This is a genomic window from Roseomonas indoligenes (assembly GCF_017813365.1).
GTDB lineage: Bacteria > Pseudomonadota > Alphaproteobacteria > Acetobacterales > Acetobacteraceae > Roseomonas > Roseomonas indoligenes.
This window is the reverse complement of record NZ_JAGIZA010000032.1, coordinates 1-15480: the sequence shown is the minus strand read 5'-3', so window position 1 is coordinate 15480 and position 15480 is coordinate 1. Positions and strand designations below refer to the sequence as shown.

Annotated in this window: 14 protein-coding genes; 2 read left to right on the top strand and 12 right to left on the bottom strand. The window is 65.4% G+C overall.

The features are described from left to right. Positions 1-11 precede the first annotated feature (11 nt). The 10 genes from J5Y10_RS26040 to J5Y10_RS25995 all read right to left on the bottom strand — a co-directional run bounded on the left by J5Y10_RS26040 (position 12) and on the right by J5Y10_RS25995 (position 9662). On the bottom strand, positions 12-1190 hold the full coding sequence (locus tag J5Y10_RS26040) for a DGQHR domain-containing protein (protein WP_209377065.1): 1179 nt from the start codon (positions 1188-1190) through the stop codon (positions 12-14). Next, entirely contained in the window at positions 1187-2077 is an 891-nt protein-coding gene (locus J5Y10_RS26035) for an HNH endonuclease (RefSeq protein WP_209377064.1), read from the bottom strand. The genes J5Y10_RS26040 and J5Y10_RS26035 overlap by 4 nt, the downstream gene beginning before the upstream one ends. Positions 2078-2360: 283 nt before the next feature. After that, complete coding sequence (gene queC / locus J5Y10_RS26030) at positions 2361-3107, bottom strand: 7-cyano-7-deazaguanine synthase QueC (protein ID WP_209377063.1); 747 nt, start codon at positions 3105-3107, stop codon at positions 2361-2363. Further along, positions 3100-3480, bottom strand: a complete 381-nt coding sequence (locus J5Y10_RS26025; protein ID WP_209377062.1) for a 6-pyruvoyl trahydropterin synthase family protein — start codon at positions 3478-3480, stop codon at positions 3100-3102. Before J5Y10_RS26025 ends, queC begins: the two co-directional genes overlap by 8 nt. Beyond that, positions 3480-4112, bottom strand: a complete 633-nt coding sequence (queE, locus tag J5Y10_RS26020; RefSeq protein WP_209377061.1) for a 7-carboxy-7-deazaguanine synthase — start codon at positions 4110-4112, stop codon at positions 3480-3482. Before queE ends, J5Y10_RS26025 begins: the two co-directional genes overlap by 1 nt. A 4-nt stretch (positions 4113-4116) precedes the next feature. Beyond that, positions 4117-5199, bottom strand: a complete 1083-nt coding sequence (gene dbpB / locus J5Y10_RS26015; protein WP_209377060.1) for a DGQHR domain-containing protein DpdB — start codon at positions 5197-5199, stop codon at positions 4117-4119. Positions 5200-5201: 2 nt separating this feature from the next. Continuing rightward, complete coding sequence (dpdA, locus tag J5Y10_RS26010) at positions 5202-6491, bottom strand: tRNA-guanine transglycosylase DpdA (protein ID WP_209377059.1); 1290 nt, start codon at positions 6489-6491, stop codon at positions 5202-5204. Beyond that, a complete protein-coding gene (gene dbpB, locus J5Y10_RS26005; protein WP_280856139.1) occupies positions 6491-7630 on the bottom strand; it encodes a DGQHR domain-containing protein DpdB in 1140 nt (379 codons plus the stop codon). Before dbpB (J5Y10_RS26005) ends, dpdA begins: the two co-directional genes overlap by 1 nt. Then, positions 7627-8556 (bottom strand): hypothetical protein, encoded by a 930-nt coding sequence (locus J5Y10_RS26000; protein WP_209377057.1) that lies wholly within the window; start codon positions 8554-8556, stop codon positions 7627-7629. Before J5Y10_RS26000 ends, dbpB (J5Y10_RS26005) begins: the two co-directional genes overlap by 4 nt. 209 nt (positions 8557-8765) lie before the next feature. Continuing rightward, positions 8766-9662 (bottom strand): ADP-ribosylglycohydrolase family protein, encoded by an 897-nt coding sequence (locus J5Y10_RS25995; RefSeq protein ID WP_209377056.1) that lies wholly within the window; start codon positions 9660-9662, stop codon positions 8766-8768. A gap of 534 nt (positions 9663-10196) precedes the next feature. Between J5Y10_RS25995 and J5Y10_RS25990 the strand changes: the two genes are divergently transcribed. After that, the gene (locus J5Y10_RS25990) at positions 10197-13046 is read left to right on the top strand and encodes a CHAT domain-containing protein (RefSeq protein WP_209377055.1); all 2850 of its coding nucleotides are present in this window, start codon (positions 10197-10199) and stop codon (positions 13044-13046) included. Positions 13047-13079: 33 nt separating this feature from the next. Further along, complete coding sequence (locus tag J5Y10_RS25985) at positions 13080-13226, top strand: hypothetical protein (protein WP_209377054.1); 147 nt, start codon at positions 13080-13082, stop codon at positions 13224-13226. Between the two features lie 278 nt (positions 13227-13504). On the opposite strand, the gene J5Y10_RS25980 is transcribed toward J5Y10_RS25985, so the two are convergent. Together J5Y10_RS25980 and J5Y10_RS25975 are read right to left on the bottom strand one after the other, a co-directional pair. Beyond that, positions 13505-13675 carry a hypothetical protein gene (locus tag J5Y10_RS25980; RefSeq protein WP_209377053.1) on the bottom strand — a complete coding sequence of 57 codons (171 nt, stop codon included), beginning with the start codon at positions 13673-13675 and terminating at the stop codon, positions 13505-13507. A 406-nt stretch (positions 13676-14081) separates the two neighbouring features. Next, the gene (locus tag J5Y10_RS25975) at positions 14082-14501 is read right to left on the bottom strand and encodes a hypothetical protein (RefSeq protein ID WP_209377052.1); all 420 of its coding nucleotides are present in this window, start codon (positions 14499-14501) and stop codon (positions 14082-14084) included. Positions 14502-15480: the final 979 nt, after the last annotated feature.

Genomic DNA, 15480 nt, shown 5'->3' with positions numbered 1-15480 from the left:
GGCAACCAACATCAAGGCTCGTCCTCATCCATAGACGCCTGGATTGTCTCGCCGCGCTCGCGCAGCCAATCGTCGAGCCAAGATCGGTCAACCACTTGAAGCCCCCTATACCAAGGCTTTTGAGCGGCGATGTTTGAAGACATGGTTTCTAGGTCGTTCACGACGAGGTCGCGCCCTGCCCGAGTATCGTAGCTAGAACTCCGCCACTCGGCGACGAAGAAGGTGCTGTCGAGCGTGGTAAGCACATCTCGTGTATTGGTGCGTACCATGTCCGGGTCGCCAACATTAACTTGACTTCGCAGTCGCGGGTTTCGCGCCCAGGTCCGCATCGTAATACAGATAAAGTGCGTCAGACATGTCAGCCCCACCTTCGATAACAGCTTGCTGTCAGCCACAAAGAGTTCGCCCCAGACCGACCTCACCTCCGCCCACATGGCGATCAGAAAACTGTTCAGGACGTCAGAATTCTCGCTAAGTTCCGGAAAACCCATGGACCGGGCCTCGGCAGCCATCGCCTCGATGGCTGAAGGAACCACGATCCGAGAGTTCTCATGATTGTTGAGCCACGCCACCATTCCGCGGAACGGGCTGCCCTCATCTTCATCGAGAACACCGACCGAGCCGAGGTTGGGGTTGAGCGACAGTCGGGCAGTCTTCAGCCTTGCCTCTAACTGATCCGATGGGAAGTTCAGGGCAAGCGCACGTAGATGATCCCTCGGAACCCTGGCACTCTTATTGTTAATGACAAGAAACTGGAACGCCATCTCCAGGTCGTCTGCGTCTAGGATTGCAATGACTGGAACGAGCGTGTCAGGCGCGACTGCCGCCAACCCACGTAAGCGATGCTGTCCATCGATGATGAGGCCAGGCTTTCGAGGACCTTCGTATGGGCCCGGGGGGATGCGAACCCGCCGGGACACTCCATCCCCCTCAACTGCCATCGGCTGAAGGCCAACGACGATCGCGGTCGGAATAGTGTTGCGGGGATCGTCATTGAAGAAGCGCTGGATGCTGGAAATGCGTGCTCTGCTTGGCTCGCGTTGAGGCGCGAGGCGATTATCGGGCCCTAGCCGATCGACATCTGACCAAGCCTCCACCTCAGCCGCGGGCGCGAGAAACATCGCAAGCTCTGGGCCTCTTCCATCCGCACGCTGATGAAAGACAAAAGCGTCGTAGTTGTACTCCGTCAACGCGGCCTCCACAAAACGTTTGTGCGTAATTCGTCGTGCACACGCAGGTTGAAGAAATCATAGCCTTGATCTTGGTCAATTCGAGCAGGTGTGTCGCGCGGCCCGATGGCCAGGAACGCATCGCGCAGCGAGGCCCCATTCGCAGTCGCATAGTTCATGGCGGCCCGCATGTGCAGCGCCATCTTGATGGGTACGGGAAGGCCGGGAAGGGCCGTCGTTTGGTCTGTATCGGAGAACACGACTGGCTGCAGCCAAGCCATCTGCCAAGTAGCAATATGTCCTTTGCGGCTGTTGCAAGGGGCGCAGGCTGGTAACAAGTTCGCTTCGATAGTGTCTCCGCCTAAGGCGATTGGCCAGACATGGTCAGCGGTCGGCTTCAGTCCATCTGGACCTGGGGCATCTGCGTGGATAGTTCCAAACATGCGGCCGCAACTGTAGCAATGCGGGGGACCAGCGCGCGCAACTCGCTGCTTCAGCGGTGCGCTTGGTTCCTTGCCAAGTTGCTCGGCACTCGTCAGCACCTCCTCAACAAGGACACCAAAGTCCCCCTCGTAGTCGAGGGGGGTGAAGCTTAGGACGTCGCAGACGCGTTCCCGTGTGACCTTAAGGGCCGCATCTCGGTCGTATGGGTGCTTCTCGCGGGCGTCCTGTGACAGCCGAATCATGCGCTGTTGGAGATGAAGCACCGAGGCGCCCACAAAGAAGCTTGAGAGGTCAGCGAAGCGTCGTCCAAGGCGCAGGGCGCTATGTTGGGCTGCAGGCCCTAGACCGTTGAGGGTCTCTGCCAGCACACGCAGTTCCACGGAGTTCCGGACAAGCATGAGCAAGAGTCTTTCGCCGGAAGTTTCCGGGTTCCAGAACTTGGGTTGGACCATCAAGTCAATCATGGAGGTGCCTCGGAGCGACGGTCGAGTACTGCTCTACGCAAAGCGTGTGCGCCTTATCTCGTCTCGCGTGATGAACACAGATGCTACACGTGCATAGAGACATCCAGCTCACCAACACCGACTGCACATTTTCGACTCAAAATTTAGGCGAGTTGCGAACCAACTGTACCAGTTCTTCGCGTTGTGCGTGCCAATCCATCGCAGTCATCTTACGCCTTCGTCAAGCGCCTGCAGGAAGCTACGTACGTCACGCGTTTATACAACTTCGGGGGGAGCGCCTCGCTCAAAAACCATGCCGCGAACGCCCCACTCTTAGAGAGATCCCTGCCATGGAGCCCGCGCGGAACCGACGCCATCCGTCGGCACGCAATTCGCAGGCAGGGCACCCCCCGCACCCGCAGCCCCAGTCGTGACGGTGTTCCCGGTCCCCGAGGTAGCAAGTGTGCGTCTGCTCCCGAACGATGTCGACGAACGCCCCCCCACCAAGTTCCTGGGCCAAGGCCCATGTAGCGGCCTTGTCGATCCACATCAGGGGAGTGTGGATGACAAAGCGGTTTTCCATCCCGAGGTTGAGCGCGAGTTGTGTGGCCTTGATCGTGTCGTCCCGGCAATCGGGATAGCCAGAGTAGTCCGTCTCGCAGACGCCGGCCACGAGGTGCTTGATGTTCCTACGGCAGGCGAGCGCCGCGGCGAAGGTGAGGAAGAGGATGTTGCGGCCGGGTACGAAGGTCGTTGGCAGTCCGCCTTCCTGCATCCGGATTTCGACGTCCCGAGTGAGAGCCGTGTCGCTGACTTGCCCGAGGGCCGAGAGGTCGACGACGTGGTCATCGCCGAGACGCTCAGTCCAGTCCGGGAACGCCGCCCGGACGGCGGCGAGCACAGCCGGTCGGACGGCCATCTCCACCTTGTGGCGTTGGCCATATTCGAAGCCGACCGTCTCCACCCGACCGAACCGCGAGAGGGCCCATCCCAGGCAGGTTGTCGAATCCTGTCCCCCGGAGAAGAGGACGAGGGCGGCCGAACTATCCACGGAGGTGGTTCCCCGGCCCGAAGTAGGTACAGGTGTCGCCGCCGGAATCCCGGTAAACCGTGACCCGGACGATGTCGGGGCAGGCGGGCTCGACCTTGCGCCAAATCCAGGCCGATAGGTTCTCAATCGTGCCAGGCCCTAGATCGGACAAATCGTCGAGGAAGCGGTGGTCAAGGCCATCGCGGGCGGCGTCGAGAGCGCGCTCGAAGACGCCGAGGTCCACCACCATACCGGTCTCTGGGTCGGCAACGCCACGCACGGTGACCTCGGCGCGGTAGGAGTGGCCGTGGATGCGGCGGCTGGGCTCAGCATCCACCGCTCTATGCAGCGTGTGTGCGGCCTCGAAGCGGAACTGCTTGCTGAGTTCGAACATCACGGGATCCCCAAGACCTTGTGCGTTTGGATGGTTAGCCGCCAGCGCGGGTTGGCGAGACAGTAGGCGACAGCGGCCGCCGTGTTTGCGGCGCGCGAGGGTCCGTCCATCGGCTGGAGAAGGTGATAGGAAAACTGCATTGTCTCGAACCGCTCTGGCTCGGCGCCCTTCTGAGGGTAGACGAGCTTCAACTCGTCGCCCCGCGTCACCGTGAGGGGAGCGTTGCCCTTCGGGCTGACGCAGACCCAATCGACCCCGGAGGGGATGTCCAGCGTGCCATTCGTCTCGACGGCCACTTCGAAGCGTCGGGCATGCAGCTCAACGAGCAGCGAGTTGTCGACCTGGAGAAGCGGCTCGCCGCCCGTAAGGACGACGAAGCGCCCGAGGCCAGCGCGGGGCCACGCTGCTTCCACGGCTGCGGCGAGCGAAGCGGCATCACGGAAGCGGCCTCCGCCGGCGCCCGCGGCTCCCACGAAATCCGTGTCGCAGAACTGGCAGGCCGCGCTGGCGCGGTCCTCCTCCCGTCCTGACCACAAGTTGCATCCGGCGAAGCGGCAGAATACGGCGGCCCGCCCGGCATTCCGCCCCTCTCCCTGGAGGGTGTAGAAAATTTCCTTGACCGCGTAAGCCATGGCGTCAGGCGGCCTCGCGTTGCTGCGCTCCTCGCCGCAGCACGGCGACGAGGTGCATGGACAGCTGCCGTATGTCGGCTGGTACGTTCTGGATGCCGTTCCAGCGTCGCCGCTCGCTCCCAAACTCCCACTCCCCGGACGTCCAGGCTGTCCGCCCGCGCAGGACGGCTAGGCCCCGAGCGAAGGCTTCCCTGTCCTCGGCGCCCGACGTGACGTGGAGTTGCTCCATGACGTAGCCCATGGCGATGATGCCTGCACCATGGACGAGGCGAGACGTCTTCGGCGAGTGCCCGTCCCAGTCGACAGCGAACACATGCCGGACTGCGTGGTAGAACTCGCTGATAAGCAAAACGCCGCGCTCCAGCAGAAGCCTGTTGTCATCCGCGTAGAGACGCAGTGCGCCGTCCGTAATAGAGTTCATAATCACTCGCTGCAAGACCGTGTCGCGGATGATACCTTTTGGGTTCGTCTGCTGGCGGATGAGACTCCTGAGCGACGATCCTGCACGATAGTTGAGGGCCTCGGTCGCGAGTGCAGCCTGGCTCCGGCTCGACATCCGATGCGGCAGGTCGCTCACCTGCGGGAGCAACTCGTAAACGAGTGCTTTCGGCAGCGGCCGCGTGTTATTGATGAGTATAAACTGCTTCTGAAGTTCCTCTTCCGTCGGGCAGATAAAGCCCGAGACGAGCACCTCTAAGTCGCGCGACCTTACGTCTTTCAAAGCGGTGAAGCGCTGCTGGCCGTCTACGATCCATCCGGGCGGGCCGTTGGATGCGTCGATCGTCAGGCGGGCGCGCCGGGACCCGTCCGGCCCGAGCAAGGGCTCAAGCGTCGCCCCACCCGTGAAGGCGATTACGATCGGGTTCGGCAGAATGGAGTTCGGCTTCTCAAGATAGTCTCGAATTTCGCGGATGTGTCCAGCAATCTGCGGCCGCTGGAACCCTTGCAAAGCGCCTTCTTTGTCGCGACCGGCGCGTTCAATGCGCGCGATGCGGGCCACGTCCTCCGCACGGGCCGCGAACGTGAAGACCGGCATTCCTTCGGCCTGTCTCGGGACAATGACATCGTACTGCAGGATCTGTCGCATGCTCATGCTGATGTGGCCCGAAACGCGCGGAGGTGCTGGTGGAAGACGTGGAGGTTGTGCATGCCGCGCCTCTTGTTCCTGTTCGAATTTCTAAAGATGATAGCCTCCACTCCGCCCTGTCCGCAGACCTTGCACTCACAGCTCTCCCAAGGGCGCGCGGCCAGGGTTTGCGCGTACGCTCGTCTCTGCCTTGCAAGCGCCTCCGCGCGGCGGGAAGGCGAAGCCTCATCGTTCCAGTTGAGTTCCGACCAGTAAGCCATGACCGCGTCGAGTGCCTCGTCGAGGTCCGCCTCGCGTGCCGCGAGGCGTCGAACGGCGTTGAGCGCCGCCGCTTCGAGCGCCTGGGCAGCTTCCTGGTCCAGCCGTCCCTCCAGCGCCCTGGCCTTGAGCTTATTGTTTTCCACGGCCTGCGGGATGCGGATGGCTGTGTAGTAGGCCAAGTCACCACTGTTGCTGCGGGCCCAGTAATTCTTTTTGGCGTCTTTGAAGGCGCGGATTAGAGGCGAGGTGGTATCGAAGCTGGCAACACCGTGCCGGTGCAGGACGTCGAGGTGCTCGATCTTCCCGAAGCCCAGGACGTGGAGCATTACATTGCTCGGGAGCCTCTCACGCACCGCTGCGAGCGCGCGCTCGAGTTGTGGCACCTTCAGCGCCACAGTGCCCCCGAGCGCGAGGTAGCGGTAGCCCATCGCGGCGAGATCCGCGGCGGCCTGCGCCATGCTCGAAGCCGACCAGCCTTGGATCACCCCCATTGCGGTGAAGCTGTGTCCGAGGTGCCGCGCCTCGCGGACGAAGTCCGACGCGTTTTGGAGGGTCACCTCGTAGCGGCGCCGGATGTCCTCCGGCACGTCGCGCTGGTGCCGCTCGCGGTCGGCATCATCGAAGTCGAAGATCAGGTGGTCAGGCGAACAGCCGTGCGTGAAGCCGCCGTCGGCGTAGAACTCAATCGTGTCTGGCGCCTTGTAAGGCGGCTCCGGCATTGCGCGATATGTGAAGGCACCGCAATCACCCATCATGATGCTGCCTGGGAACCTATCCTCACCATAGCGGAGGAACCGCCGGGCACCCTCCCTCCGGAACCGCATCAGCTGCGCTTCGGAGTACTTTCCGGGGATGAGGGCATCGCCCACGATGCCTCGGCTGACGAGAATGCCGTCGTAAGGCGCGTCATCCAAAAATTCGTGAGGGAAGCGATCATCGCGGTGGACAGCGCGGCGGACGCCGTTGCGGTCCGCGGAAAAATCGTAGTTCGGATCGATGAAGTCGAGACTGTCGGCGAAGATGAACCGCATCACGCCGCCCGCGCGAAGCTATAGCGGTGGTCAAGCCGCGTAAGTTGGCCTGAAAGGAGCCGGATGTCCCGCGGGACGGCTTGGATGTCGTTCCAATCTCGCTCGATGTCCGGCCAGCGTCCGCTGGTCCAGCAGCAATGCGGCGCGATGCGCGCCAGGCTTTCGGCGGCATGCCTGCGCAGGTCGCCGTCCGGCGACACGCGCGACATAATTCTATCCATCAACGTGCCCATCGCCTCGATGCCTGCCGAATGCATGAGGCGGCTCTCCGTCGGGGGCAGGCCCCAGGCGTTGGGAAAAGCCTCGCGCACGGCGTCCCAGAAAGCCACAAGGACTCGGTACATCGCAGTTGGATCGGCTGCTGACGTCACTGTCTCCTTGTAAGGCGCGAGCGCCCCTAGTGCGCTCCCGAGGCTGCGCTGGATGACCCGGACTAGCGCGGCGTCGGTCACGACGGCCTCCGGCCGATCTTCCGACGCTCGACGAATGAGACCCTGGAACGGCGAATCTGCCGCCGAGTTCATGAGGTTCACCAACTCGCTCGGCATCTTCCGCGGAGCCAAGTCCTTCGGAAGAGAGGCGCGAACCTCGGGCAGCAATTCGTCTATGAGTCTCGGCGGCAACGGGCGTGCCTTGTTGACGAGAATGAACTGCTCCCGGTGAACAGAGACATCCTCCGAAACGAAGGCCACAACCGGTACTGGGAAGTCCTTGTTGCGAGCCCGGGAAAGGGCGAGGGATCGCTGCTGGCCATCCACAATCCATGCCGCCTTGGTCCCGTCCGACGGCAGCGGAATGCGTAAGGTCCCCGCCACGGAGGCGCCGGTGTCGCCGCCGGGCTTCCCGCCCCGGCTCTCCAAGAACCAGGCATGCGGCGACAGGGCGAGGATGATAGCGTTCGGGAACAGGACGGGGCCGCCGTCGAGGAACTCAACGATGGACTGGACGTGATGCCTGATCTCTTTGCGCTGGAATCCTTGTAGGGATCCCTCTCCGTCCCTATGAACTCGGCTGATCTCCGCAATTTGGAGGAGGTCGGCACCTGCGATGAAGAACCCGTACATCGTCAGCCCTGCACCCTGCTCGGTTCGAAGGGCTCGGACCGCAATTGAAGGCTCGGCTATTCTCGTGCGTCTCATCTGGGCGCACCTTCGCTCAGCACCGCCCGGTAGAGCCGCCCACACCGAGACTGCTCACAGGCGATCCCCTCGTCCCGAATCGACCGAAGGACGCGACCCATCGAGCCCGCCGCTGGAAGCAGGCGCCTGATTGCCTCCTTGAGTTCCTCGTCGCTTCTGCGGCCGCGGGGTTTGCGGTCCGGCTCTGCCGCGCCCGCAAGGGCTGTCAAGACGGCCTCGGAATGGCTGTCGACGCTCGCCTCGGGCGATAGCGGGAGTACCCTTTCCGCGAAGTGTGCCAGCGCGCGCAATGGGAAGTCGGCACGCGTACCGGGCTCCAGCGTGTCCAGCCGACGATCATAGGGGAGCACCTGGGCGGCTAGGCGCGGGGCGAAGACACGATCGAGGCCCGCCCCGGTAATACGGAGGCGCCGGACTATGCGGTCGGGTAGTTCCTCGAACATCTGCGACAGCATCGCTGCATATGGCCGCGTCAGCGCCACCAGGATTGCGCCCCGCCCTGGGCCGAAGACCTCGCTTGGAACAGTTGCGAAGGTGCCCGTCGAAACCACAGCCCACCAGTGTGCGGGATCGAATAGCCCAGCCACTCGTGCCGAGATGCTCTCGGGGCCTCTCGAGTTCACCGTAAGGCCATAGGAAGGGATCTTGCGCTTTGCAGCCACGAGACCGAGACCAGCAGACGCGAAGAACAGCGGCGCACCGGTCGCCGCAGAGATGCTCCTGGCCAATTTCGCGTTCCGCCCCGCGTAGAGTTGGCCGGCAGCAACACATGGCGCTAGCGACTGTAACCCCGCGATCCACGCATTTTCGAGTTCTGTCTGGGAGCCGATAGGTATGGAAACTGCGGTCGCCTCGGCCCTAGGCCGCGCCGTCTTCCGTCCGGAGCAGGGGACCACGACCGCTGCAGCGAAATGGAGGTTGCTCATATAGGGTGAGATTTCCCTGGCAACGCTTAACCCCTCCTAATTTGGCCGCTGGGCTGTAAACACGCGAATCCGAGGCCTCACAGCCCTTTCTCCTGAACAGCTACGGCACTTCAGTCTAAGCGTCAACAATCATTTACCCTCCCGGCGACGCGAGGCGCGCTGTCCGCAGCCGCAGTTATATCCCTTTGGTTGACATCGATCGGACGCATTTAAATGGACGGGCAGGTCGCATCCCGTCCTGGCGGACTGGGGTGAAGAGGGAGAGGACAAAGGCGGCGCCGCAGGCGCAGATGGCTTCGGGGTCCATAGCGAGGTCTCGTGACCAGGCGGCGGTAGCGGCCGCGGCCTTCCACTTGCCGAGACAGAACGGGACAGAAGGTGATGCCGAGCATGCCGTTGCGAGGGCAGAGGATCTTGGCGATCTGCAGCGGGTGCGTGTGGCTCGTTCTCACGTAGCGTCTGCCTCTCCGGAGGACCCCGTTCCTGCACCAGCCCCGACGAGGGCGGGGGGCGAGCACCGCTGCCATGTCGGCGCCGAGGCCTGCCTTGCGAAGGAGGGCGACTAAGAGGTTGCAGCCCTGGACGGCCTGCGGAGCGCCGTGGGTGGTGGGGCTCTGGGGGCGGGAGAGGCTGCTTGCCGCAGCAGGGTCGTCGAGCGCGTACAGTGCCACGGGCACCGCACGCACAACCGAGCCGTTACCAGCGGTATCCTCCTCCGTCGGGCCTGCCAGCGGATCGCCGGTGCGCTCGTAGCGTGCGAGGGCCTCGCACATGGTAATGCCGATGTCGAAGCACGTGCCGGTGCAGGAGTAAGCGCCGGTGCGCCACCACCGGACAAAGCGGTCCATGAGGTCACGGGGGTCAAGCGTGTCCCCCACCAGGAGAGATTCGGCGAGGGCCAGCGCCATAGACGTGTCGTCCGTCCACTGGCCGGGCTTGAGACCGAAGGGGCCGCCGCCGGTCATCTCCGTGTGGTGCGGGGCCGTGTCGCGGCGGGTGAACTCCAGCGTAGTGCCGAGCGCGTCGCCCACAGCCAGACCGACGAGGGCGCCAGTGGCGCGGTCCGTGGTAGGCCCGTTCAGGGTCCAGGAGAGTCTGCTGGTCACGTCCGCTCCGCGTGTGGTGTACCGCCGGCTTCGCGCGACCGAGGCGGCAGTATAGACCAGGCGGCGACAAAGCCGGCCGGCAGGGCGCGAGCAATGGCACGGAAGCGGGTGTCGGTGGGCTCATGACAGCGGTGGCGGCGGAGCAGCGCCTCGGGGAGGAGCGGGACAAAGGGGGCATCGTGGTGCATCGGGCTTCCAACAGGGCCGGCGGGGTGCCGGGTGCTGCGGCTTCGGGCGAGCGGGGCAGTAGTTTAGCCTTCTGAACCGAGGGATGCTGTGGCTTCCTCGAATGCCTTCGGCGGTGCGGCGCTTGCGCAAGCCGTGCACCGCGGAACTCAACGCCATCGTCGCAGCTGCCGTCGCTGCCTCGCCGTTGGCCCCTGCCCCTCCGCGGCGCCGGCGGACGGCGCGTCCCGGCCCGTAGCGGGTCTGGATTTGTTACGAGGACGGGATAGGCAGGGTCGAAGCCACGGCCGAGGCACGTGTGTCCTGCAGCTTTCGCCCGCGGTTCGAGCGGTCTACCCTGAACGAGCCATGCCATCTGCCGAGAGAAACACGTTTGAAGCGGCGATCGGGTCTCTCCTCCGGTCGGGCGCGCGCGCTGCGGACGAGCGAGCCGTGGTGCAGATTGAGGCGGCGCTCCAACGACCCCAAGCCGACGAGGATCGGCTTCGGTGGCTGTGGGCCGCGTCCTGCCTGCTTCCGCCGGCCCGTCGGGCGCAAGCGGCGGAGGAGGGGTTGCGCGCCGCGCAGCGGCGGAAGGATCGGGCGTACGTCGTCATGTTCACTGTGAACCTTGCCCACGCGCGGGCCGAGGATCCTTCGGATCAAGGGCGGGTTGTTCGCCTTCTGGAGCGGGCCGCGGACGCCGTAAGGCAGCTGCCAGCCCGCGAGCGCGACGCATTGCTGCCCGACCTAGTGCAGGGATGGCTCGCCGTCCCCTCAGCGAGCGCGAGACGTGGCCTGCCGGGGGCCGTCGAGCGACTCGCAATGGCGATCAATGGCGACCACTTAGCCTACCCTATCGCTAGGGCCCAAGCTCTCATTCTTCTGGCGAACGGCATACTGGAGTGCCGCCACGTCCAGGGCGCCCAGCCCGACCTCCGCGTCGCCGTACTGGCCGCGCAGGAGGCGCTGCGCCTCGCGCCGGGCGGCACCGCGCACGAAGCGAACGCGCGCCTCCAGTTTGCAAACGCGCTCTGTCTCGCGGAGACGGATGACCCGGTAGCGACGCTCCAGCACGCCCAGAAGCTCGCCGAGGGGGCAGGCCAGCTGAGAAGCGGCCTCGGTTACGGGGACGCTGCCGAACGCACGGCGATAAGCTGGCTCACGATCACCAGGAAGCTCGTGTCGATCCGGCGTGATCCTGCCCCCGAGCTGCCCACCTGGGTCGAGGCTTATCTATCTGCGGTTCCGGCGCGGGCGAACGACGCCAAGCGTGGAGCAGCCGCGCTCGCCGTCGCACAGTACTATCTCGACGACGCCGTGCGCGGCGACTGGCGCGCGCGAGGGCGGGCGGAGGAGGCCCTAGACGACGCGCTAGTCTGCCGCCCGTTGTCGCTTTTCCCCCTAGAGGCCATGGTCGCCCTGGCCCATCGGTCGGCCCTCACCCCCGGCGTGCCTGGGGACCGGATGCTGGCGGAGGCAAAGGGGCTCGCCGCAGCCTCCGGCGTGGCGCCCTTAGAATACTACTACCTCCTCGAGAGGGCCCTGAGCGGTGAGATCGGTGCCGTCAGAGGCGTCGTCGACCGCGCGGAGGAGGTACTGCGCTCGCTCCCGCCGTCCGACACCGCCCTGGCGTGCCAACTCCTTGAGGTGGTCGGCGTCGGTAGGCGGCGACAGGACGATCTGCGAGGTTCCCTCGACGCCTTCCGGAGGTGTCTTGAGGGACACGACGCGCTCGTCGCGCAGGCCGGCTCGCCGGTTGAGCGCGCAGAGAGGGTGGCCGCTGCCGGCAGGGTAGCGGACGAAACGTATCGGCTGCTCCTCGAACTGGGCCTGTTCGCCGAGGCCCTAGACTTGGTCGAGCGCAGCAAGCTTCGGGCGCACGGGTTGGGGGCGGCCCTGCGCCAGGGCGCCCTCGTCGGGGATGCCGGGCGGCGCTTGTCGCGGGAGCTGATCGAAGCGCAGAGGGCGCTTGAGGCGCTTCCGATCTCTCGGTTCGCCGAGCGCGCCGCCCAGGCGCGGTCACTCCGGGAGGTGTGGCGCCGTTTGGACAAGGCCGCGGCGGATGCGGCGCCGACGCCACGGGACCAAGCGGGGGCGTCGGGTACGATGGTCGTGGTCCGCGCGACCGACGACGGAGGCTTCGCGCACCTTCTCCCAAACCACCTCGTTTGGGACGAGCGCGACTCCGTCGTACCCTTGCCAGGTTTCACGCGCGAGAAGCTCCGGGGCTGGCTGAGGCGGTGGGAGGAGGACTTGTGCCGGCCGACGGATCGGCGCGCGCGAGCGGGGCGGCCTGCGGACCGGACGTTGTCGGAGATCGCCGCGGAGCTCGGTAACATTGTCTTCGGGCCCGTCGTCGAAGCGGCCCGGGGGCTGGACCTAGACCTTCGCGTGGTGACGGTCGTGCCGTCGGGTGGCCTCGCCGTGCTCCCGCTTCAGACCGCCAGGGTCGACGGCGGATGCCTAGCCGACGTCGGCCTCGTCCGCGTTGCGCCGTCGGTGGGCGTTTGGCGCGCGGCCATGCTCAAGGCCGACCGCCTCACGCTGCCCGTAGCGCGCGTCTTCCGAGGCTTTGGTATCGAAGGGCTCGACCTCCGGTCGGTAAGCGCGGAGCTCTGCGCGATCGCGCGGTTGTTTCCCCCATCCGCCGCAGGCGTCGAACTCGTCGAGGAGGGGTCCGTCGACGACCTCCGTCGCGCGCTGGAGGGATCCCGCTTCGTCCACGTCTCCGGGCACGGCGAGACCGTCGGCGTCGGCGACCCCGCGCGCGCCGGCCTATCGCTCGGTGGGAGCGCGGTCGCCTCGGCGCGCGACCTTCTGTCCCTGGACCTGGACGACACGCGCTTGGTGAGCCTCTCCGCGTGCCAGAGCGCCTACCACCAGGCGCTGACGTCGCCCGACGAGTTCCTCGGCCCGGCGTTCGCGCTCCTCGCCGCGCGCAGTTCTGCGGTCACCGCCGCCCTCTGGAACATCGACGAGATCGCGGCGACATTGTTCCACGTGCAAATGTACAGGCTGCTCGCCGATGGGGCCGAGCCAATCGCGGCTCACGGGGGCGCTGTGACGTGGATACGCGGGGCGGCCGCGGCCGACCTCCTTAGCTTCGCGGCCGAACACGGGCTGTCAGAGGTCGTGGACGGCCGGCTTCCTGTGCGCGGGACGGCGCCGTTCGGATCCCCGCAGCACTGGGGCTCGTTCGTCTACATCGGCCATTAGAGGGTCTTGCGAACCTTGCCTGTGATTGTGGCCGTGTCGAACCCAACCCGCCAAGTCGGGGAGACGACGGGCCTCACCACGGCCGAGTGGGTGGCGGCGGCGCGAGTGGAGGAGACGCGGCTGCTGCTGGAGGCCCAGCAGCACCGGATCACGTGGCTCCTTAGGCAGCTGGACGAGTAGCCGGCATTTACAGACGGGTAGAGGCCCGCTTCCAGGATCGCCGCGTCACATTCGGCGGCGGGCATAAGCAGGTGTAGCGACAAAGGTGGCGCCAGGGGATGGCGCGGACGGGGCCTGTGCTGGAGCTTTGCCGGGCGCGGAAAAGGGCAATCCGAGCAGAAGGGCCTGCTTTCGGCTCGCTCGTTTCAAACCGTTAGCGGGTTGCGGAAGGGCCGGTTTGCCGATTTGCGCCGCTTGGGTGGTGTGTGGCTGGGCAAGGTCAGGGCGACGCCCACCGCTCAGAAGATGCCGACGTGGTGCAGGAGGATCGCGACGCCGATGAGGACGAGAATCAGGAGCCCGAAGAGGTAGCTGAGCACCGTCGCGACAAGACGGGCAAGATAAAGGGCAAGAACGGCGCCGATGGTGCCGTAGAAGCCGCGCCGGATGTAGTCCTGTTCGTCGTGCATCGTTGGTGCCTTTCGCGGTGTGGTCGTGCGCGCTTCCACAAAGGGGCTGTGAAGTTCAGAGGGGATCCGTACCGCCAGCTCCTCCGGCCCGCGCGCCTCGCTCGCGTCCACGCGGCTTTCGGGCTTCCCGAGACGGGCAGCTGTTGAGAACACCGTCGTAGGCTTGTCCGGCTGGATGGAGGGTACGAATGTCCGAGAAGATGGTACCCGGTGGTCCTGCTCGCCCTGTCGCACAGGCCAGTGGGGCTCAGGTTCCCCGGGTGGAGCGACAAAGCTCCGGTGAGGGCACCGTGCACCGGCCGGCTGCCCCGGCCGAGGCGGTGCGGGCGGTTCTCGCGTGGAGGGCGGCCGTACTCGCCCCAATGTCGAACCGCTCGCTGATCCCGGGGCGGCTCGGGCAGGGGCCTTAGCCCTCGTCTTCGGGCAGGCGGGTGGCGTAGCGATAATGTGGGTCCGTGCGGGCGATGGTCCGCTCCGGGGGAAGCCCGAACGCCGCGTGGACGCGAGCGAGGCGCGCGGGCCGGAGGAGCTGGCGGTCGGCGTAGACGACAAAGCGGCCGGGCTTGCGGAGGTAGACGACGCGGCCGCGGGGCCAGCTGTCGTACTCGGTCGTGGCGATGAGGGGGCGGAGGGCGGGGCCGGAGAGCGGCAGGGTGCGGCAGCGCCAGGCTTCCCACGTCTCGTAGTGCCCGTCGGGGAGGGTGAGGGCGTCGTCGTAGGGTTTGGCTTGGTCCAGCGGCACAGCCCGGGTGAGGAGGTGCGTGCGGTAGCCGTGGGCGACAAACCAGAGGATGCCGACGGCGGGGAGAGTGGGGGTGCTCGTCATCGTGTCCTCGGCCTCACCCTGCTGGCTTCGTGGGATCGAGTGAGGAGTTCACCGGCGGGGAGAAACCTGATCGTCCACTGGCGCCAGGGTTCATCATCCGTATCGACATCGCCGTGCCGGCCGGCTGAAGCAGTTCGTAGGGTCGAGGTGAACGTGTCGGAGGCGCAGGAGTAGACGGTGTTGTCAGCGTAGTCGGCGTGGTGGTCGTAGTCGGCGAGGGCGAGGGCAAAGCTCAAGGGGATACCGCGAGAATATCGCGGGTTCAGCAGCATCTTCGTAGGCAACTTCGCGGAATTTTCCGCATATCTCACCCGCGTTTGCGCATAGCCCCTGCACCGTCCGGCGGCGGCAAGACTGCGGTGCGGATGGTAATTTATCCTTGTTCTAGGCACTTCCGTGTAGAGCGCTTAGGCGCTTTCGTGTCCGCAACTTGGCGGCGCAGCGTGACGAAAGAGCCAGGCTGACATGCTTGCGCGTCAACGACTGATGTCACTCAGCGGGTGCCGCCGCATCGAATGTGCCGGGCGGACTTCGACATCCCCTGCCACCCAGCGTCAACAATCGCGCGGTGTAGCGCCGAATCTTCCACGGCTAAGCGTCGAATGCGCTGGGCCAAGGACCAGGCCGTCTTCTGCCGGATTCCCAGCCCGGCAGCGAGGCGCACCGACGAGAGCCAAGGCGCCTCTGCAAGGAGCCGCACAGCAGCGAACCATAGTGCCAGTGGTAGGTGCGTGCCCTTCATCACCGTGTCCTGCCCAGCGTGGAATCGGGTGCCACAGGCTGCGCAGCGCCAGCGGTGCGGGCGACCTCGGAGTGGACGTGGCGCACCGGCCTGTGCGCAGTCGGGGCAGACGGGGCCTGTCAATCGGCACGGAATCGGGACCCCGGATCGGCGCGCAATAGGGACCCCTCTGGCGAGGCGTGCTGAGGGGGTAGTCAGACGCGGTTCTTGAACCGCCAGCTGTCGTTGCCGGTCTCG

Bases quoted from the DNA above. Each gene is read 5' to 3' on its own strand.
- J5Y10_RS26035 (WP_209377064.1), bottom strand. From the start codon at position 2,077: ATGATTGACTTGATGGTCCAACCCAAGTTCTGGAACCCGGAAACTTCC.
- J5Y10_RS26025 (WP_209377062.1), bottom strand. From the start codon at position 3,480: ATGTTCGAACTCAGCAAGCAGTTCCGCTTCGAGGCCGCACACACGCTG.
- queE (WP_209377061.1), bottom strand. From the start codon at position 4,112: ATGGCTTACGCGGTCAAGGAAATTTTCTACACCCTCCAGGGAGAGGGG.
- dbpB (WP_209377060.1), bottom strand. From the start codon at position 5,199: ATGCGACAGATCCTGCAGTACGATGTCATTGTCCCGAGACAGGCCGAA.
- dpdA (WP_209377059.1), bottom strand. From the start codon at position 6,491: ATGCGGTTCATCTTCGCCGACAGTCTCGACTTCATCGATCCGAACTAC.
- dbpB (WP_280856139.1), bottom strand. From the start codon at position 7,630: ATGAGACGCACGAGAATAGCCGAGCCTTCAATTGCGGTCCGAGCCCTT.
- J5Y10_RS26000 (WP_209377057.1), bottom strand. From the start codon at position 8,556: ATGAGCAACCTCCATTTCGCTGCAGCGGTCGTGGTCCCCTGCTCCGGA.
- J5Y10_RS25990 (WP_209377055.1), top strand. From the start codon at position 10,197: ATGCCATCTGCCGAGAGAAACACGTTTGAAGCGGCGATCGGGTCTCTC.
- J5Y10_RS25980 (WP_209377053.1), bottom strand. From the start codon at position 13,675: ATGCACGACGAACAGGACTACATCCGGCGCGGCTTCTACGGCACCATC.
- J5Y10_RS25975 (WP_209377052.1), bottom strand. From the start codon at position 14,501: ATGACGAGCACCCCCACTCTCCCCGCCGTCGGCATCCTCTGGTTTGTC.